The sequence below is a fragment of the Streptomyces sp. NPDC087844 genome, assembly GCF_044742785.1.
In the GTDB taxonomy this organism is placed as follows: Bacteria; Actinomycetota; Actinomycetes; order Streptomycetales; family Streptomycetaceae; genus Streptomyces.
The window spans coordinates 1-18,638 of sequence record NZ_JBIUVD010000020.1 but is presented as its reverse complement, the minus strand read 5'-3'; the positions used below and the strand labels follow the sequence as shown (position 1 = coordinate 18,638).

The 18,638-nt window shown below is 71.6% G+C and carries 13 protein-coding genes and 4 pseudogenes; 9 read left to right on the top strand and 8 right to left on the bottom strand.

Annotated elements, in window-relative coordinates:
- Positions 1-146: 146 nt before the first annotated feature.
- From ACIOKD_RS31085 to ACIOKD_RS31075, 3 genes are all read right to left on the bottom strand, one after another.
- Complete coding sequence (locus tag ACIOKD_RS31085; protein ID WP_402090586.1) at positions 147-1,145, bottom strand: N-acetylmuramoyl-L-alanine amidase; 999 nt, start codon at positions 1,143-1,145, stop codon at positions 147-149.
- Between the two features lie 94 nt (positions 1,146-1,239).
- Positions 1,240-1,890 carry a class I SAM-dependent methyltransferase gene (locus ACIOKD_RS31080; RefSeq protein WP_402090584.1) on the bottom strand — a complete coding sequence of 217 codons (651 nt, stop codon included), beginning with the start codon at positions 1,888-1,890 and terminating at the stop codon, positions 1,240-1,242.
- Between the two features lie 657 nt (positions 1,891-2,547).
- Positions 2,548-4,323 carry an MFS transporter gene (locus ACIOKD_RS31075; protein ID WP_402090582.1) on the bottom strand — a complete coding sequence of 592 codons (1,776 nt, stop codon included), beginning with the start codon at positions 4,321-4,323 and terminating at the stop codon, positions 2,548-2,550.
- A 214-nt stretch (positions 4,324-4,537) separates the two neighbouring features.
- On the opposite strand from ACIOKD_RS31075, the gene ACIOKD_RS31070 reads away from it, so the two are divergent.
- Complete coding sequence (locus ACIOKD_RS31070) at positions 4,538-5,770, top strand: lipid-transfer protein (protein WP_402090580.1); 1,233 nt, start codon at positions 4,538-4,540, stop codon at positions 5,768-5,770.
- Between the two features lie 212 nt (positions 5,771-5,982).
- Complete coding sequence (locus tag ACIOKD_RS31065; RefSeq protein WP_402090578.1) at positions 5,983-7,455, top strand: MFS transporter; 1,473 nt, start codon at positions 5,983-5,985, stop codon at positions 7,453-7,455.
- A 149-nt stretch (positions 7,456-7,604) separates the two neighbouring features.
- Here ACIOKD_RS31065 and ACIOKD_RS31060 read toward each other — a convergent pair whose 3' ends face one another.
- The 3 genes and pseudogenes from ACIOKD_RS31060 to ACIOKD_RS31050 all read right to left on the bottom strand — a co-directional run.
- The gene (locus tag ACIOKD_RS31060) at positions 7,605-8,237 is read right to left on the bottom strand and encodes a response regulator (RefSeq protein WP_402090855.1); all 633 of its coding nucleotides are present in this window, start codon (positions 8,235-8,237) and stop codon (positions 7,605-7,607) included.
- Positions 8,238-8,604: 367 nt separating this feature from the next.
- Positions 8,605-8,819, bottom strand: a pseudogene (locus tag ACIOKD_RS31055) (ABC transporter permease); the annotation flags it as partial.
- Positions 8,816-9,010: pseudogene (locus ACIOKD_RS31050) on the bottom strand (hypothetical protein); the annotation flags it as partial. The pseudogenes ACIOKD_RS31050 and ACIOKD_RS31055, both read right to left, overlap by 4 nt.
- A gap of 495 nt (positions 9,011-9,505) precedes the next feature.
- On the opposite strand from ACIOKD_RS31050, the gene ACIOKD_RS31045 reads away from it, so the two are divergent.
- The 3 genes from ACIOKD_RS31045 to ACIOKD_RS31035 all read left to right on the top strand — a co-directional run bounded on the left by ACIOKD_RS31045 (position 9,506) and on the right by ACIOKD_RS31035 (position 12,655).
- Positions 9,506-10,381: a MaoC/PaaZ C-terminal domain-containing protein gene (locus ACIOKD_RS31045; protein WP_402090576.1), complete on the top strand. Its 876-nt coding sequence runs from the start codon at positions 9,506-9,508 to the stop codon at positions 10,379-10,381.
- 59 nt (positions 10,382-10,440) lie between these two features.
- The gene (locus tag ACIOKD_RS31040; protein ID WP_402090574.1) at positions 10,441-11,517 is read left to right on the top strand and encodes a Zn-dependent alcohol dehydrogenase; all 1,077 of its coding nucleotides are present in this window, start codon (positions 10,441-10,443) and stop codon (positions 11,515-11,517) included.
- 115 nt (positions 11,518-11,632) lie between these two features.
- Positions 11,633-12,655, top strand: a complete 1,023-nt coding sequence (locus tag ACIOKD_RS31035) for a 3-oxoacyl-ACP reductase (protein WP_402090572.1) — start codon at positions 11,633-11,635, stop codon at positions 12,653-12,655.
- Between the two features lie 92 nt (positions 12,656-12,747).
- On the opposite strand, the gene ACIOKD_RS31030 is transcribed toward ACIOKD_RS31035, so the two are convergent.
- Positions 12,748-12,924 (bottom strand): hypothetical protein, encoded by a 177-nt coding sequence (locus ACIOKD_RS31030; RefSeq protein WP_402090570.1) that lies wholly within the window; start codon positions 12,922-12,924, stop codon positions 12,748-12,750.
- A 798-nt stretch (positions 12,925-13,722) separates the two neighbouring features.
- Positions 13,723-14,916, bottom strand: a pseudogene (locus ACIOKD_RS31025) (hypothetical protein); the annotation flags it as partial.
- A gap of 163 nt (positions 14,917-15,079) precedes the next feature.
- Here ACIOKD_RS31025 and ACIOKD_RS31020 point away from each other — a divergent pair.
- The 4 genes and pseudogenes from ACIOKD_RS31020 to ACIOKD_RS31005 form a co-directional block, all read left to right on the top strand.
- Positions 15,080-15,544, top strand: coding sequence for a hypothetical protein (locus ACIOKD_RS31020; protein WP_402090568.1), 465 nt, complete (start codon positions 15,080-15,082; stop codon positions 15,542-15,544).
- A gap of 247 nt (positions 15,545-15,791) precedes the next feature.
- Positions 15,792-16,631, top strand: a complete 840-nt coding sequence (locus ACIOKD_RS31015; protein ID WP_402090566.1) for a Nif3-like dinuclear metal center hexameric protein — start codon at positions 15,792-15,794, stop codon at positions 16,629-16,631.
- A complete protein-coding gene (locus ACIOKD_RS31010) occupies positions 16,628-17,371 on the top strand; it encodes a zinc ribbon domain-containing protein (RefSeq protein ID WP_402090853.1) in 744 nt (247 codons plus the stop codon). Before ACIOKD_RS31015 ends, ACIOKD_RS31010 begins: the two co-directional genes overlap by 4 nt.
- Before the next feature lie 519 nt (positions 17,372-17,890).
- Positions 17,891-18,436: pseudogene (locus ACIOKD_RS31005) on the top strand (histidine phosphatase family protein); the annotation flags it as partial.
- Positions 18,437-18,638 lie beyond the last annotated feature (202 nt).

The window sequence follows — 18,638 nt, the reverse complement described above, 5'->3', positions numbered from 1 at the left end:
CGTCATCGGTAGAGGCGTCGCCGTCACCACGTCGTCGTCCGGTCGTGGTGTGAGGCGAAGGGGTGGCCCCTTATCGTAGGGAGGACACTATCGCCCGCCCTACAACGGTGTCCGCCCGGATGTCCCCTCTGATCGCTATCTGATCGCTACCCGCGCAGGAAACTCACGATTCCCTCAGAGATTCCCTGCGCCGCCTTCTGCCGCCAGGCGCCGCTGGTCAGCTGCGAGGAGTCCTTGGCGTCGCGCATGTTGCCGCACTCGATGAACACCTTCGGAACCGTTGACAGATTGAGACCGCCGAGGTCTTCGCGCACATCGAGGCCGGTGCCGTCACCGATGTAGTTGGAGGGCGGGCCGCCGGTGGTGCGCAGGAAGCCGCCGGCGATGCGTTCACCCAGCGCGCGGGACGAGGCCACGATGGGGCGGGTGTCGGCGGCACCGGAGTGCACCGAGCCCGGCAGGATCACATGGAAACCGCGGTTGCCGGCCGCCGAACCGTCCGCGTGGATCGACACGACGGCGTCCGCCTCGGCCTTGTTGCCGATCTCGGCCCGTTCGTCCACGCACGGGCCCCAGGCGCGGTCGCCGTCCTGGGTGAACTTCACCGTGGCGCCCTCCTTCTTGAGGATCGTGCGCAGCCGGTGCGAGACGTCGAGGGTGAACTCGGCTTCTGTGTAACCGGCGTTGGTCGACGTACCCGTCGTGTCGCACTCCTTCCAGTTCGTCCCGATGTTCACCTTGCGGTTGATGTCGGACGGGTGCCGGAAGTTGCCCGGGTTGTGACCGGGGTCGATGACGACGACCTTGCCCTGGAGGGGCCCGGAGCCGGCGGGGGCGGGGGCCGAGGAGCCGGACTCCTCGCTGCCGCCCGACTGGCCGTCGCCCGACTGGCCGGTGCCGCCGCCGGTCTGTTCCTTGCTGTCGTCCGAAGGGCCCGGCAATTCGGACGCGCTCGCGGACGCGCCCTCCGAGGCGGACGTCTGTGCGGCCGCCGGTCCGTCCCCGTCGGAGTCGCCCACGGCCTGCCACACCAGCCAGCCCACCAGGGCCCCCGGTACGAGCGCGGCGACGGCGACGGTCAGGGGGCCGCGCAGGGGGTGACGCGAGGGGCGTGGGGGTTCGAAGTCCGGGCCTACGTATGACACGGCCAACACCTTACGGGTCGACCGGCCGGTGTGCGGGCCGGGAGGGGCCGGGAGGGGCCGGGAGGGGCCGGGAGGGGGCCGGGGTGGCTCTCGCTCAGATCCCCGTGCCCGTACGGCGCAGCACTCGCAGGGAGTCCGTCGCCGAGACCTCCGTGAACGCGCCGGACTCCAGCGCCCGCAGATACACGCGGTACGGCGCCTGCCCCGTGAACTCGTCCAGCGGATCCGGGAACACATCGTGGATGAGCAGCAGGCCGCCCTCGGCGACATGGGGCGCCCAGCCCTCGTAGTCGCCGCTCGCGTGCTCGTCGGTGTGGCCGCCGTCGATGAAGACGAGTCCGAGGGGGGAGTTCCAGAAGGCGGCGATCTGCGGGGAGCGGCCGACGACCGCGACCACGTGGTCCTCAAGGCCGGCCCTGTGGAGCGTACGGCGGAAGGTCGGCAGGGTGTCCATGCGGCCGAGCTCCGGGTCGACCGTGGAGGGGTCGTGGTACTCCCAGCCGGGCTGCTGCTCCTCGCTGCCGCGGTGGTGGTCGACGGTGATCGCCGTGACACCGGCCTCGCGGGCCGCGTCGGCGAGCAGGATCGTGGAACGGCCGCAGTACGTGCCGACCTCCAGCAGGGGCAGACCGAGCCGTCCCGCGGCAACGGCGGCCCCGTACAGGGCGAGCCCTTCCCTCACGGGCATGAACCCCTTGGCCCCCTCGAACGCGGCGAGTGCTTCGGGCGCGGGTGCCGGGGGCATGGAGTTCCTCCAGGTCTTCACGTACACGGTATGCGTGCCCGCCATCGTGCCGTACGCCCGCGACAGCACCCCGCGAGGGGCCGCGGGGAACGACACGGCCGACCACGAGGTGCCTGCACCTGACGACTTGCCTGGCGGGGCGCTTCCAGGGGCGCGGGGAACGGCGCGGCCGGCCACGAGGTGCCTGCACCTGACGACTTGCCCGGCGGGGCGCTTCCAGGGGCGCGGGGAACGGCGCGGCCAACCACGACGTGCCTGCACCTGACGACTTGCCTGGCGGGGCGCTTCGAGGGGCGCGGGGAACGGCGCGGCTGGCCACGAGGTGCCTGCACCCGGCGGTCGGCCTTCTTGGGGGCGCGGGGAACGGCGCGGCCGGCCACGAGGTGCCTGCACCTGACGACTTGCCCGGCGGGGCGCTTCCAGGGGCGCGGGGAACGGCGCGGCCAGCCACGAGATGCCTGCACCCGACGACCTGCCCTGGGCTTGCTGCGCTTTGTCTTTGTATGCGGGTCCGTTGTGGCTGAGCGCGCAGTTCCCCGCGCCCCTGAAAGGCGCCCTTCGGGCTGCCCCGCCGGGCCGGCCCGATCGTGGCTGCACGTACGGCGTGGCCGGCCGGCCACGCCGTACCCCGCTCCCCTTACGGGCGGGCGCTGCGCGCTATGCCAGTACCGCGGCGCCCGGAAGCGCGAGGTCCACCTCGATCGATCGGTCGTCGCCGGGGTGGCTCGCCCCGGACGCCAGCGGGCCGTGGCTGCCCGCCGTGACGGCCAGGACGTACGCACCTGCCGCAGGCACGGCGAGCGCATAGCCGCCGTCGGGCGCGGACAGCGTAGCCCCCGCCTGCCGCCCCCGCCGGTCGATCAGCGTGACCTTGGCCCGCGCGACCGGCTCACCGTCGGAGGCGAGGACACGGCCACGGAACCCGGCCGGTGCAAGGTTCGTCGACTCGGACTCGGACTCGGACTCGGACTCGGACTCGGGCAGAGGGTCGCTGGAAGCGACCAGATGCGGCTTCGCCGGGTTCGCCGCCGCGCGCCGCCCCGGCAGGAACGCCGCGAACACCAGCCCGAGCAGCACCGCACCCGTAGCGATCATGAACGACACCCGGAAGCCGTGCATCGTGGGAACCGCGACACCGCCCACCTGGTTCGCGGTGTTCGCCAGGACCATGCCGATCACGGCACTCGACACGGACGTGCCGATCGAGCGCATCAACGTGTTGAGCCCGTTGGCCGCACCCGTCTCCGAGGCCGGCACGGCGCCGATGATCAGCGCGGGCAGCGAGGAGTACGCGAGACCGATGCCCGCGCCCAGGACCACCGCGATGATGATGGTCTGCCAGGCGGCGCTCATCAGGCCGAGCCCGGCGCCGTACCCGATCGCGATGATCAGCATGCCGATCATCAGGGTGACTTTGGGACCGTACTTGGCGGAGATACGGGCGTACACCGGCGCCGTGAACATCATGGTCAGGCCGAGCGGCGCCACGCACAGACCCGCCACGACCATGGACTGGCCGAGGCCGTAACCGGTCGACGCGGGCAGCTGGAGCAGCTGGGGCAGGACGAGGGAGACGGCGTAGAAGGCGACCCCGACCATGATCGAGGCGAGGTTGGTGAAGAGGACGGCAGGGCGGGCCGTGGTGCGCAGGTCGACCAGCGGAGCCTTGAGGCGCAGCTCCATCACGCCCCACAGGAGGAGGACGGTGGCCGCGGCACCGAACAGGCCGAGCGTCGTGGCGGACGTCCAGCCCCAGTCGCTGCCCTTCGTGATCGGCAGGAGGAAGAGGACAAGGCCGGCGGACAGTCCGAGCGCGCCCGCGACGTCGAAGGTGCCCACGGCACGCATCGGCGACTCGGGTACGAAGATCAGGGTGAGCACGATCGAGACGACGCCGAGGACCGCCGAGCCGAAGAACAGCGCGTGCCAGTCGGCGTGCTGCGCCACCAGGGCCGCGGCCGGCAGCGCGAGTCCGCCGCCGACGCCGATCGAGGAGCTCATCAGGGCCATCGCCGAGCCGAGCTTCTCCCGCGGCAGCCCGTCGCGCATCAGACCGATGCCGAGCGGGATGGCGCCCATCGCGAAGCCCTGGAGGGCGCGGCCGACGATCATCACGAGCAGTTCGCTGGTGAGTCCGGCGACGAGCGAGCCCACGACCATCACGGCGAGGCTCGCTATCAGCATGCGCCGCTTGCCGTAGAGGTCACCGAGGCGGCCCATGATCGGCGTGGACACGGCGCCCGCGAGCAGGGTCGACGTCATGACCCAGGTGGCGTTGCCGGGGGAGGTGCCCAGCAGCTCCGGCAGGTCCTTGATGACCGGCACGAGCAGGGTCTGCATCACCGCGACAACGATGCCCGCGAAGGCCAGTACCGGGACGATTCCGCTGCCGCTCGGCTTTCGGGTGCGCGGATCCGTCGTTGTCCGGGTCATTACGTGCGGCCTCCAGAGGCATGGGACAGGTGGGTAGGTAAGTAAGTAGGTGCAGGGTGAACCCCGTGCGCCCAGGCAACTATTCCGTTGCTTCGAGCCGCTAACGAATTCTTGACCTTCTCATTACATCTATCCCCACATCCGACCGCCCCGGATCTTCCCTCGGAATGGAACGTGTTCTAGTCTCCCGCCGTACCGGACCGTGGGGAGAGCCATGAGCGCGAAGGCCAGGGCGAAGGCGTACGTCGTCGGTGTGGGCATGACCAAGTTCGAGAAGCCGCAGACGCGGGACCGGCAGTACTGGGACATGGCGCGGGAGGCGGGCACCGGCGCCCTCACCGACGCCGGAATCACATACGACGCGGTGGAGCAGGTCCCCGTCGGGTACTGCTTCCAGGCCTCCACGGCCGGGCAGCGGGCCGCGTACGAACTCGGCCTCAGCGGTGTGCCCGTCTACAACGTGAACAACAACTGCGCGACCGGCGCCACCGCGCTGATGCTCGCGCGGCAGTTCGTCGAGGGCGGCGCGAGTGACTGCGTACTGGCGCTGGGCTTCGAGAAGATGGCGCGCGGCGCGCTGGGCGGAGGGGCCGACGGAGGGTCTGGCGGAGGGTCCGGCGGAGGGGACTTCAAGACGTCACCCGTCGCTCGCCACTACGCAGTCATGGCGGCCCGGCACGGCTTCGAGATGACGCCGCCCACCGCCCAGATCTTCGGGAACGCGGCGCGCGAGCACATGGAGAGATACGGCACGACCCAGGCGCAGCTCGCGGCCGTGGGAGCCAAGAACCACCGGCACTCGGCGAACAACCCTTACGCGCAGTTCCAGGACGTGTACACGGTCGACGAGATCCTCGCCGCGCGTACCGTCCACTCCCCGCTGACCAAGCTCCAGTGCTCACCCACCTCGGACGGGGCCGCCGCCGCCGTCGTCGTGTCGGAGCGCTTCGTCGAGCGGCACGGGCTGGGGGAGCGGGCCGTGGAGATCGTCGCGCAGGCGATGGCCACGGACACGGAGGAGTCGTTCGCCTCCGGGTCGTGCGTCGACGTCGTCGGGCAGCCGATGTCACGGGCCGCCGCCCGGCAGGCGTACGAGAGCGCCGGGCTCGGCATCGAGGACGTCGACGTCGTGGAACTGCACGACTGCTTCTCCGTCAACGAACTGCTGACCTACGAGGCCCTCGGCATGTGCGAGCCCGGGGAGTCCGGCAAGCTCGTCGAGTCGGGCGCCACGACGTACGGCGGGCGGTGGGTGGTGAACCCCTCGGGAGGGCTCATCTCGAAGGGGCATCCGCTGGGGGCCACCGGCATCGCGCAGGTCGCCGAGCTGACCTGGCAGTTGCGGGGCGAGGCCCGGGCACGGCAGGTGGCGGACGCGCGCGTGGGGCTCGCGCACAACATCGGGCTCGGGGGCGCGGCGGTGGTGACACTGCTCAGGCGCGCCTGAGCGGCCCCCGGGCCTGTACCCGGGCCTGCGGACGGATGTGTGGACTGGCCTGTACCCGGGCTTGCGGACGGATGTGTGGACTGGCCTGTACCCGGGCCTGCGTACGAGCTTGTCGACGGACCTGTCGAAGGACCCGTCGACGGGCCTAGGTCCTGCGGCGGACCGGCCGTGCGGCGAAAATCTGATGTACGGGGCAGGAGGCCACTGCGACCATGACCTCTATGCCCCCGCCCAGAGCCACCGCAGCCGCAACTTCCGACATACCCGTGTCCCGTCGCCCCGCGCCACCCACCTGGGTGGTGGTCGCCCTGGCCTGCGCGGGCCAGTTCCTCGTCGTCCTCGACGTGTCGGTCGTCAACGTGGCGTTGCCGTCGATGCGGGCCGACCTGGGGCTGAGCGCGCCGGGGCTCCAGTGGGTCGTCAACGCGTACACGATCGCCTTCGCCGGTTTCATGCTGCTCGGCGGCCGGGCGGGCGACCTGTACGGGCGCAAGCGGATGTTCCTGGTCGGGCTGGCGCTCTTCACACTGGCCTCGCTGGCGGGAGGGCTTGCTCAGGCGGAGTGGCAGTTGCTGGCCGCGCGGGCCGTGCAAGGGCTGGGCGCGGCCGTGCTCGCCCCCTCGACGCTGACGATCCTGACCTCGGCCGTGCCCGAGGGGCCTCCGCGTGCGCGTGCCATCGCTACGTGGACGGCGGTCGGCGGAGGCGGCGGCGCGGCGGGCGGGCTCGTCGGCGGACTCCTCGTCGACGCGCTGAACTGGCGCTGGGTCCTGCTGATCAACGTGCCGGTCGGTGCCGTGGTGCTGTTCGGCGCCCTCTTCTGGCTCACCGAGAGCCGGGCCGGCGGCAGCCGGCGGCTCGACCTGCCGGGTGCCGTACTGGTGACATCGGGCCTCGCGACCCTCGCGTACGGGATCGTGCAGACCGAGGCCGAGGGGTGGGCGTCGGCCGCGACGCTGGTCCCGCTGACCGCCGGGGCCGCCCTGATCGGGCTCTTCCTGCTCGTCGAGGCGCGCACCAAGGCGCCGCTGATGCCGCTGAAGCTGTTCCGGCTGAGGTCCGTCTCCTCGGCGAACGTGGCGATGTTCCTGTGCGGCTCGGCGATGTTCTGCATGTGGTTCTTCATGACGCTGTACGCGCAGAACGTGCTGGGCTACACGCCTCTGGAGGCCGGGTCGGCTCTCGTACCCAGCTCGCTCGCGGTGATCCTGGGCTCGAAGGCCGCACCCAGGCTCATGCCGGTCATCGGGGCGCGCAATGTCGCGGTGATCGGGGCGGTGGTGGCGGCGGTCGGGTTCGGCTGGCAGTCCACGATGTCCGTCGACGGCTCCTATCTCACCGCGATCATGTTCCCCGGCATCCTCATGATGCTCGGCGCGGGTCTCTCCGCGACACCGCTCGCCGCGCTGGCGACGTCGGGAGCGGAGGCGGGGGACGCGGGGCTGGTTTCGGGGCTGGTGAACACCTCCCGCACGATGGGGGGTTCGCTCGGCCTGTCCGTGATGGCGACGATCGCCGCGGCGCGGACGGGTGGGGAGCCCTTGCCGGGGGCGTTGACGGAGGGGTATGCGCTGGTGTTCCGGACCGGGTGCGGGGTGATGCTCGGTGGGGCGGTGCTGATGTGGGTGTGGCTGCCGAACGGCTCCGCCGGGGCGCGTCGCCGGCTGCGGGTGCGTGAGGGCTGAGCGCGCAGTTGACCGCACCCCCTGCAGCGGGGAGCGCAGCCCCGCTTTCAGGGGCGGGGCGCGGGGAACGACGCGGCCGGCCACGAAGCACCCGCACAGGACAACGCACGTCAGCTCCCAAGGCCGCGGTGCCCACGCCACCAGAGGGGCTACAACCACCCCTGGTGGCGAGCCTCCCGCAGGGCCTCCATGCGGTTGCGGGTCGCTGTCCTGCCGATCGCGGAGCTGAGGTAGTTGCGCACGGTCGACTCGGAAAGGTGCAGCTTGGACGCGATGTCGGCGACCGTCGCCCCGTCCGCCGAGGCCTTCAGCACATCGCACTCACGGGCGGTGAGCGGGTTGGGCCCGGCGCCCAGCGCGGCCGCGGCGAGTGCCGGGTCGATGACGGTCTCCCCGGTCAGCACCCGGCGGATCGCCCGCGCCAGCTCCTCCACGGGCCCGTCCTTGACCAGGAACCCCGCCGCGCCCGCCTCCATGGCCCGCCGCAGATAACCGGGCCGGCCGAAGGTGGTGAGGATCAGCACCCGGCAGTCGGGCGTCTCCTCCCGCAACAGCGCGGCGGCGTCGAGACCGCTGATGCCGGGCAGTGCGATGTCCAGCAGTGCGACATCGGGCCGGGACTCCAGGGCCGCCCCCACGATGGCGTCCCCCGTCCCGACCTGCGCCACCACGTCGATGTCCGCCTCCATCCCGAGGAGCAGCGCCAACGCGCCCCGCATCATCCCCTGATCCTCGGCGAGCAACACACGAATGGACTTGGCAGGCCGATGATCCCGGGGCATCTCATTCACACCCCAACACTAGGCGGCACCGACTCCAGTCTCCGGCTCCGGCTTCGGCTTCGGACTTTCGGGGGCGCGGGGAACGGCGCAGTCTCTTGGCATTCAGGGGGCGCGGGGAACGGCGCGGCCAGCCACAACGCACCCGCACCCGAAAAGAAGGCGCCCATACCCATGAGGAGCCAGGGCAGGAGCGCGAAACCGCTGGGCGGCGGGCCCAGGTGCTCAGGGAGCCTCTCGGTCCTGTGCCCGGTCCGCTCCTTTGGCCGGGCGGTCATCCGACAACTGACGCTCCGCAACCAGGACATCCCCAGCTCCCGTTCCTGAACCCTTTTCTGCCCTGTTCCCGATCCCGATTTCGGTCAGACGGTCAGACGGTCAGCGCGGTCCTGCGGTACGAGACCACAGCGTACGAGCCGAAGACCAGCAGCCAGCCGGTCAGCACCAGCACGGCTCCGAGCGCGGGCGCCCGCCCGTCGGCGACGGCCGTATTGAGCTGCGCTGCGCGAAGCGGTTCGTGGGTGTGTAGGACGACAACGACCGCAGCCAGCCGGGAAAGAGGGCCAGTGGGAACCACAGCTGCCCGCGCCGTTGCGGCCGAGCAGCGCGACCGTCTCGCCGCGGGCGGTCTCCAGGTCGACACCGTCCACAGCCCGTACCGCACCGAAGGCCTTGACCACTCCGGTGAGGGAGACAGCCCCCGCCCTCGCCCCCGCTGTCCTCGCACTCGCACTCGCACTCGTCCCAGTACTCGTACTTGTCCCCGTCTTCGTCATGGGGACGACGCTACGGAGCGGCGGGCGGGGCGCGGCAGATGCGCATGTACGGACTCGGGCAGGACAAATGTCACTGCCCAGGGCCGGGCGCGTGCGAGGCCCCGACGCTATCTGACATGGCGTCAGGAGTCTTCACATGTGCCCGGGGCTCGGCTATACAGGGGATCGCTGGTACTGGAACGCGTTCTAGAACGGGCGGGTTCCAGCTTCCCCCGGCCCAGAGTCGACCTCGGTGCGGCCGACGGTGCGGACGGCCGCACCGAGGTCTTCCCGTATCCCCATGTATCCGCACGTATCACCACGTATCCGCACAGAGCCGTATGGAGCCGAACGTATCCGCGAGTATCTGCACAGAGCCGCATGGAGCCGCATGGAGCCGCATGTGTCAGCACGTAGCCGCACGTATCCGCTTGCGTAAGCCCGCATACGCCCTTATTCGCCCGCCCGTGTCCTCGCGTGTCCTCCAGTGTCTTCCGCGAGGCAGTCAGGAGCCCCATGCCCATCGACGTTGCCCAGGCCCTCGCGGCCGAGCCCCGGTCCGCCGGGATCGCCTGGGGTCACAAGGACGTCCAGCTGTACCACCTCGGCCTCGGCGCCGGCGCGAACCCCGACAGGGACACCCCCGCGACCGACCCCGACGAACTGCGTTACACCCTGGAGTCCAGGCTGCACGTCCTGCCGAGCTTCGCGACCGTCGCGGGCGCGGGCTCCCCGGGCGTGATCAGCGGCCTCTCCATGCCGGGTGTCGACGTCAACCTCGCGCATGTCCTGCACGGCGGCCAGACCGTCACACTGCACCGGCCGATCCCGGTCGCGGGCGAGGCGGTCGCCACCGCCCGGATCGCCGCCGTGTACGACAAGGGCAAGGCCGCCATCCTCGTCGTACGCACCGACGTCGCCGACGCGGACGGGCCGCTCTGGACCAACGACGCCCAGATCTTCGTACGCGGCGAAGGCGGTTTCGGCGGCGACCGCGGCCCCTCCACGCGCCCCGCACCACCGACGGGCGCGCCGGACCGGACGGTCGAGCGCCCGGTCCGCGAGGACCAGGCGCTCCTGTACCGGCTCTCCGGCGACTGGAACCCGCTGCACGCCGACCCCGAGTTCGCCAAGCTCGCCGGCTTCGACCGCCCGATCCTGCACGGGCTGTGCACGTACGGGATGACGCTGAAGGCGGTCGTGGACACCGTGCTCGGCGGCGATGTCACCCGGGTCCGCTCCTGCGCCACGCGCTTCGCCGGGGTGGTGTATCCGGGCGAGACCCTGCGCGTCCGCATGTGGGAGGAGGACGGCCGGGTCCGGGTGACGGTGGGCGCGGCCGAACGCGACGACGCGCCGGTCCTCACCGACACCGTCGTCGAACACGCCTGAGCGAGCGCCGGTGGAGCACACCTGAGTGTCGTACGTACGTTTCCGAGGGGAGCCGCACCATGCGCGCAGCCGTACTGCACGAGATCGGCCAGGACAAGCTGGAAGTATTCGACGACGTCGAGGCGACGGGCTTCGGGCCGGGCCGGGTGAGGATCCGGGTGCGGGCCACCGGCCTGTGCCACTCGGACCTCTCGGCGATGGCCGGGGTGCTGCCGCAGCCCGCGCCGTTCATCCCGGGTCACGAGGGAGCCGGCGAGATCATGGAGGTCGGTGAGGGCGTCACGAACGTCAAGGCCGGGGACCGGGTCGTCGTCTGCTGGCTGCCCGCGTGCGGCGCGTGTCCCGCCTGCAAACGCGGCCAGACCGAGCTGTGTCTCGCCGGGTTCATGAATGCCGGCACACCCAACTTCAAACGCCCCGGCGGCGATGTGTTCGGCTTCGCGGGCACCGGGACCTTCACCGAGGAGGTCGTCGTCGACGCGGGCTGCGCCGTGCCGATCCCGGACGACGTGCCCTTCGACATCGCCGCCCTCATCGGCTGCGGCGTCACCACCGGACTCGGTGCCGCGCTCAACACCGCCGATGTGGAGGCCGGTTCGTCCGTCGCCGTCATCGGCTGCGGAGGAGTCGGCGTCTCCGCGATCCAGGGCGCCCGGCTCCGGGGCGCCGCGGAGATCGTCGCCGTCGACCCGGTGCTTTCGCGCCGCGAGGCCGCGCTGAGGTTCGGCGCCACGAGGGCCGTCTCGCCCGACGAACTCCCCGACGCCAAGCAGTCGGTGACCGCGGGCGAGGGCTTCGACTACGTCTTCGAGGTCGTCGGCCGCTCCGCCACCGCCCGCACGGCGTACGAGAACACCCGCCGCGGCGGCACGCTGGTCGTCGTCGGCGCGGGCGCCATGGACGACTTCCTGCAGCTCAACATGTTCGAGCTGTTCTTCGACGAGAAGCGGATCCTGCCGTCCATGTACGGCGGAGGGGACGTCCTGCGGTCCTACGAGCGGACCATCGCGCTGTGGCGCGCCGGACGCATCGACCTGGAGGGCCTGATCACGCACCGAGTGCCGCTCGGCGACATCAACGAGGCGCTCGACCAGATGCGTACGGGGGTTTCGCTGCGCACGTGCATCGAGATCTGAGGCCGTCCTGAACCTCCGGTCACCGGTCACGTCCGGTCACGTCCGGTCACGTATACGTCCGTCCAGTCACGTCTGGTCACAGTGGAACACAGTCGGTCGAGCTGAGGGGACTTCGATGTCATTGCCACTTGAGGGACGGGCCGCGGTCGTCACGGGCGCCGGGCGCGGGCTCGGCCGGGCGGAGGCACTGGAACTCGCCCGGCTGGGGGCTGCCGTCGTCGTCAACGACTACGGACAGTCCGGCCGGGACGGTTCCGGCGACGCGTCGGCAGGGCCCGCCGAGGAGGTCGCCGCGGAGATCCGGGCAGCGGGCGGCCGCGCGGTCGCGCACACCGGAGATGTGGCCGACCACGAACAGGCCCGGGAACTCGTCGAGTCGGCGATCGCCGAGTTCGGGCAGCTGGACATCCTCGTCAACAACGCGGGCATCCTGCGGGACCGGATGGTCTTCTCCATGTCCGAGGACGAGTGGGACTCGGTGATCCGCGTCCATCTGAAGGGCCACTTCAACACCACCCACTTTGCGTCCGCGTACTGGCGGGCACGGTCCAAGGCGGCGGACGCGCCGGTGTACGGGCGGATTGTGAACACCTCCTCGGAGGCGTTCCTCGCGGGTTCGGCGGGACAGCCCAACTACGCCGCCGCGAAGGGCGGGATCGTCGGGCTGACGACCTCGACGGCGCTGGCGCTGTCCAAGTACGGCGTCACGGCGAACGTGATCTGCCCGCGCGCCCGGACCCGTATGACGGCGGACGTCTTCGCGGGCTTCCAGGAGCCGGGGGAGGGGCAGGGACGGAGACCGGGACAGGGGCAGGGGCAGCGACAGGGAGAGCGGCAGGGGCAGAGGCAGGGACAGGGTGTCGGGGGGCGGCTCGATCCGCTCGCCCCCGATCATGTCGCCCCGCTCGTCGGCTACTTGGTCTCGCCGGCCGCGGCACAGGTCAACGGCCAACTGCTCGTCGTGCACGGCGGGATGGTCGCCGTCGTCGAACGGCCGCGGGTGGCGGCGAAGTTCGACACCAAGCAGGACGCCTTCACCTACGACGAACTGGACGCGCTGCTCACTCCGCACTACGCGGACCGGCCGCCGGGGGAGACGTTCGCGGCGGCGGAGGTGCTGGGCTTGAAGCACGAGTGACACGACTGAGCAGGAATTCCGCGCCCCCACGCGGAACGGCCCCGCCCGACGAGTGTCGGACGGGGCCGTGTCGTGTCGCGGCCCGAGGGTGGTCAGGCCCCTGGGTCGTACTGCTCGGCCGGCCTGCGGTGCCGGCCGCGGGGGATCGCCCCGTCCTCCTGTGCGGAGACGGGCCCCCGGTGCCGGCCCTGGCCACCGTCGTCATCGGCCTGCGCCGACGTCCTCCGCAGGTCGGTGGCCGCCGTCTCCATGGTGTTCGTTTCGCTCATCTGGAATTCACCCCGTCAGCAAGATCCTTCGGTACAGCGCCGGAGATTCTAACGGTCGGTTGTGACCGACCCGAGGGGTGGTCGGGGCTACTCGGTGGTCACTTCGAGGGGACTGAGAGACGAAGCGCCCCCGACGCCCACCCGGAGCACCCGGAACTCCGCCGGCGCCTCGCTGCTGACCCGCTCGACACGTAGCGGCTGCACCGGCTCGGGGGGAGGGGGGCGGACGCCGTCGGGGATCGGGTGAGTGTTACTGGGTTGGATGCTGGGTGTGGTGGGCGCACTGGGTGTGTTGGGTGTGTTGGGTACATGGGGCGTGTTGGCGGGGCCGGGGGAGGAGCTGGGCCCGAAGCTGGGCCCGGGGCCAGGACCGGCTTCGGGCCCAGGACCAGGGCTGAGCCCGGAACCGGAAGCGGGGCCAGCACCGGCACCCCCACTCGGTGCCTCGTCCGGCGCCCAGTCGGGAGTCCCGCCCCGGGTCTCGTCCGGCGCCCCGGTGCGAGCGACGCTCGCAGCCGCGTCCCGGCCTCCCTCTGGAACTACATCCGGACCCCCACCCCAAGCCACCCCAGGAGTCCGATCCGGCACCCGGTGCAACGGCCGGTCCAACGGCCGGTCCGGAGCCCGATCCGGCACCCCATCCAACGGCCGATCCGGAGCGCAGTCCTGCGCCCGATCCAACGGCCAGTCCTGAGCCCCGTCCGGTGCCCGGTAAGGCGCCCCGCCCGGCCCCCGCCCCCTCCCCGCCGCCTGCGCCGCCCGGCGGCCCGCGAAGGCGCTTGCGACCGCTCGGGCCGTCAGTGGTGCCTGTTGGAGCGGTACCGGGCGGGCCACCCCCGACTCAGGCGCAGGCGCAGGCTCCGGCTCCGACGGCCCCCGCGGCGCCTCCCCCGTACTGGCCGGGGCCCCCGGGCCGGTGGATGCCTCGACCCGTGCCACCCCGCACGGCACAGCCCCTGTCGCGTACGGCAGTTGCAGCACCCCGTCCCTGGTCCACCGGCCGGAACCGGTCAGCCAGCCCTCGGGCGGAGGGAGCTGGTGGAGGTGGCGCTCCGCCGGGCGCCACACTCCGAGCCAGCTGCCCGAGCCACCGCCGTCGCCACCGCCACCGACACCACCGCCACCACCGACACCACCGACACCGTCACCGTCGATCCGCAGCGCGACCCCGCAGCTCTCCGGCGTCAGCACCAGACCCGGCTGGATCGCGAACGGCGTGACCGTGCAGCCGGCCGGCTGAAGGCACTCCGGGAACCGGACCGGCAGCGTGCTCCCCAGCACACCCCAGCCAAGACGCTCCTGCCCGGGAGAGGGCGCGTCCGAGCGGATCAGGAGCAGCCCGCTGTCCGCGTCCGCGAGCAACAGCCGGTCGTTGCTCTCCTCGGAGATCTGCAGCAGCGGCGACACCTCACCCCCGCGCTCCAGATCGACCACCACCGTCTTGGTCCTGCCCTGCGACTCCCGGTCCAGCGCGAGCAGCCGGTCCCCGCCGCCCAGCCACACGCCGCCCGAGCAGCGGCCCGGCACCTCCGCGAGATGCTCGGGCCCGAAGGTGCCGCCCGCCACCAGCCACACGGCGGTCGAACCCGGGCCCACGGCAAGGGCGTACGCCCGGGTGCCGCCCGGAGCGGGCGGCAGCAGCCGCAGCTCCGTGCGCGGCTCGGGGCACTCCACCGCGCCGAGCGGTACCTCGCCCGTCCCGGGGCCTGTCGGGTACAGCAGGGAGAACGCGTGCCGCCCGTCGGTGAACCGGCGGATGAGCACCCGCCCGTCCGCCATCGGCAGCACCTCCGTGCCGGGCTCCTCCGGCTGGTTGCCCGCCAGGGGCACGGCATAGGGTTCAGGGCCGTCCAGCGTCCAGCGCTCCGGGAACCAGGACTCGCCGCTGCGGGCCAGCCGGGCCGCGTAGGCCCCGTCGACGGTGATCACGCACCCTGCCCGCGTGGCCCTTTCGTTCTCGGACGCCGCGGACTCGATCGCACAGGCCGCCATCGTTCGGTCACCTCCGGCGACGAAACTAGTTTTCGCACGCACAGACGTGGGACCTGCGGGCAGCCCTTTCACGCATAAGAGTGGCCACCTTCCGATTCACCTGAGGGAACGGGGGCGGGTGTGCTCGACGGGAGTGGAGGTGCCGATGGTCACGGCCGCCCAAGTGCGACCTGCGCCTCGGCAGCGAACCGCACGCCGCCAGAGGGCCGAGGCCCTCGGTGACGAGCTGGGCCCCGACAAGCCGACCGTCACCGTGCTCCGTTACCTGACGGGCATGATCCGCCTCTGCGCGAAGACGTCCTTCATCTTCATCGGACTTCATCGGCCGTCATCGAGCTTCATCGGCCTTCATCGTCCGATCCTTCGGGACGTCGCCACCCGCGCCCGAAGAACCAGCAGGTCAACGACCGCGTGGCGGGTGGCGGAGATCGACCCGACGCGGATCGACGAGGCGGACGCCGACCGGACCCTCACCGGCGTCTCCGGCGACGCGGAGAAGACCGACCGCGCGAGCACCGAGGGCAACCCGCTCCGGAAGAGGCTCGACGCGATCGAAAGGGTCCAGGCCGAGGACGTACCCGAGGAGACCCGGTATCTCGCCCTCGGCGTGACCGCGGCCTCGGAGTGACCGCGGCCTCGGCCGACGAGGTGCGCGAAGACCTCGGGAACCACCTCGCCAAGTGGGCCGGGACCACCTCGCCAAGTGGGCCGGGACCACTTCGCCAAGTGGGCCGGGACCACTTCGCCAAGTGGGCCGGGACCACCGCGCCGAGCAGGCGGTGGGACTGGCGGGCGGCGCGGGGTCGCATGGTCGCGGCTGGTCAAGTAACCCGCGACCGGTAGGGCGGGGACACAAGGCAGGTAGCCTTTTGTTCGTGCCCCGTCTGTCTGAAGCAATCGCCGCGCTCGACGCCCTCTGGCCCCCCGGGAGCGCGGAGGCATGGGACGCGGTCGGGACGGTCTGCGGAGACCCAGACCAGGAGGTCTCCCGTGTCCTGTTCGCCGTCGACCCGGTCCAGGAGATCGTGGACGAGGCGGTGAAGCTGGGCGCGGACCTGCTGGTCACCCACCACCCGCTCTATCTGCGCGGTACGACGACGGTGGCGGCCTCGACCTTCAAGGGCCGGGTCGTGCACACCCTCATCAAGAACGACATCGCGCTGCATGTCGCCCACACGAACGCCGACCGCGCCGACCCGGGGGTGAGTGACGCCCTCGCGGGCGCGCTGGACCTGCGGGTCGTACGCCCCCTGGTGCCGGACCCCGCCGACCCCGAGGGCCGCAGGGGCCTCGGCCGGGTCTGCGCGCTGGACCACCCGATCACGGTCCGCGAGCTCGCCGCGCGTGCGGCGGAGCGGCTGCCCGCCACCGCGCAGGGCATCCGGGTGGCAGGCGATCCGGACGCGATCGTGCGGACCGTCGCGGTCAGCGGCGGCTCCGGCGACAGCCTCTTCGAGGACGTACGCGCAGCCGGCGTGGACGCCTTCCTCACCGCGGACCTGCGCCACCACCCGGCGTCGGAGGCCCGCGCCCACAGTCCTCTCGCGCTGCTCGACGCGGCGCACTGGGCCACCGAGTGGCCCTGGTGCGAGCTGGCCGCAGCCCAGCTCGACGAGATTTCCGACCGTCACGGCTGGGACCTGCGGGTCCATGTCTCGAAGACGGTCACCGACCCGTGGAACTCCCACTCCCCTTCACCTGGAGCCCCCAACTGAACGCCGCGCCCGCCGACCAGATCCGACTTCTCGACGTCCAGTCCTTCGATGCCCGCCTTCAGCAGTTGGCCCACAAGCGGCGGTCGCTGCCGGAGCACGACGAGATCGAGTCGCTGACCAAGGACCTCACGCAGTTGCGCGACCTGCTCGTCGCCGCCCAGACCGAGGAGAGCGACTGCTCCCGCGAGCAGACCAAGGCGGAGCAGGACGTCGACCAGGTGCGCCAGCGTGCCTCGCGCGACCAGCAGCGGCTGGACTCCGGTGCCGCCACGTCACCCAAGGACCTGGAGAACCTCCAGCGCGAGATCACCTCGCTGGCCAAGCGGCAGGGAGATCTTGAGGACGTCGTCCTGGAGATCATGGAGCGCCGTGAGTCCGCGCAGGAGCGGGTCGCCGAACTGACCGGGCGGGTCTTGTCCGTCCAGTCGAAGATCGACGACGCGACGAGCCGCCGGGACGCGTCCTACGAGTCGTTCGACGGCGAGAGCGCGACGCTGACCAAGGAGCGCGAGGTCGTCGCGGGCTCGGTCCCCGCGGACCTCCTCAAGCTCTACGAGAAGCTCCGCGAGCAGCAGGGCGGCGTAGGCGCGGCCCGCCTCTATCAGCGCCGCTGCGAGGGTTGCCGCCTGGAGCTGAACATTACCGAGGTCAACGAGGTGAAGGCGGCGGCCCCTGACCAGGTCCTCCGCTGCGAGAACTGCCGCCGCATCTTGATCCGCACGTCGGAGTCGGGCCTGTAGGGAACCCGCGACCGCGCGAACTGCCGGTAGGGCCCGCGCCCCGGACGGAGGGACCCCAGGCGGGGCCCGCAAGGGGCGCGGGGAACGGCGCGGCCGGCCATGGCCGGTGGTTAGCCGCCGAACGTCGATCCCGGACCCTCGCGTCGCGGAGGGCCCTCAGGGCGCCACCAGGGACCCCAGGGTCACCTGGGCCCCCAGGGCTCCGCAGGGGGCGCGGGGAACTGCGCGGCCAGCCCACAACCGGCCGTCAGCCGAACGACAACCCCCGTCACACCGACGTACAGGCAGTCAAAAATGACCAGCCCCCCAGACCTGGGCACCCCCACCACCTTCGTACTACTCCGCCACGGCGAGACCTCCCTCACCCCACAGAGACGCTTCTCCGGAAGCGGAAGCGGAAGCGGAAGCGGAAGCGGGAGCGGCAGCGGAAGCGGGAGCGGAAGCGGGAGTGAGGGCGGAAGCGGCGGCGGAAGCGTGAGTGGGGGTGGCGGCGGGAGTGCCGGCGGAAGTGCCGTCGCCGCGAGCGACCCGCCCCTCTCGGACACCGGCCGACACCAGGCCGAGCGCATCGCCACCGCCCTCGCCGCGCGCGGCACCGTAGAGGCCATCGTGTCCTCACCCCTGACCCGCTGCCGCGAAACCGCCGAGTTCGCGGCCGCCCGGCTGGACCTGGACGTTCGGATCGAGGACGGCCTCCGCGAGACGGACTTCGGCGCCTGGGAAGGCCTGACCTTCGCGGAGGTACGGGAGCGCCATCCGGACGACATGAATGCCTGGCTGGCCTCACCGGACGCGGAACCGACCGGCGGCGGCGAGAGTTTCGCGGCGGTCGCCCGGCGCGTGGCGGCTGCCCGCGACGGGCTGCTCGCGGCGTACGCGGGCCGCACGGTGCTCGTCGTCTCGCACGTCACGCCGATCAAGACGCTGGTTCGGCTGGCTCTGGGCGCCCCGCCGGAGTCGCTGTTCCGGATGGAACTGTCGGCGGCTTCGCTGTCGGAGGTGGCGTACTACGCGGACGGGAACGCGAGTGTGCGGTCGCTCAACGAGACGTCTGCGGTGAGCTGAGCCGTTTTGAAGGACCGGCCCTGCTGGTCGGGTACGGGCCGGCGGGGGTCGTTCGTGCCGTTCCCCGCGCCTCTTGAGGGGGCGGTCGTTTGCCGGGTGCGGGCCGGTGGGGGGGGTGCCTCTATGTCCTTCGTCAAGGCACCCCTGTCGGGTTTGGGGTGATTCAGGCTTGCTGGGGTCATGCGGCGAGTTCAACGTCCGC

What these genes read in the sequence shown, in the direction of transcription:
- ACIOKD_RS31065 (WP_402090578.1), top strand. Translation starts at nt 5,983, where the DNA reads ATGACCTCTATGCCCCCGCCCAGAGCCACCGCAGCCGCAACTTCCGAC.
- ACIOKD_RS31040 (WP_402090574.1), top strand. Translation starts at nt 10,441, where the DNA reads ATGCGCGCAGCCGTACTGCACGAGATCGGCCAGGACAAGCTGGAAGTA.
- ACIOKD_RS31030 (WP_402090570.1), bottom strand. Translation starts at nt 12,924, where the DNA reads ATGAGCGAAACGAACACCATGGAGACGGCGGCCACCGACCTGCGGAGG.
- ACIOKD_RS31080 (WP_402090584.1), bottom strand. Translation starts at nt 1,890, where the DNA reads ATGCCCCCGGCACCCGCGCCCGAAGCACTCGCCGCGTTCGAGGGGGCC.
- ACIOKD_RS31045 (WP_402090576.1), top strand. Translation starts at nt 9,506, where the DNA reads ATGCCCATCGACGTTGCCCAGGCCCTCGCGGCCGAGCCCCGGTCCGCC.
- ACIOKD_RS31070 (WP_402090580.1), top strand. Translation starts at nt 4,538, where the DNA reads ATGAGCGCGAAGGCCAGGGCGAAGGCGTACGTCGTCGGTGTGGGCATG.
- ACIOKD_RS31060 (WP_402090855.1), bottom strand. Translation starts at nt 8,237, where the DNA reads ATGCCCCGGGATCATCGGCCTGCCAAGTCCATTCGTGTGTTGCTCGCC.
- ACIOKD_RS31035 (WP_402090572.1), top strand. Translation starts at nt 11,633, where the DNA reads ATGTCATTGCCACTTGAGGGACGGGCCGCGGTCGTCACGGGCGCCGGG.
- ACIOKD_RS31075 (WP_402090582.1), bottom strand. Translation starts at nt 4,323, where the DNA reads ATGACCCGGACAACGACGGATCCGCGCACCCGAAAGCCGAGCGGCAGC.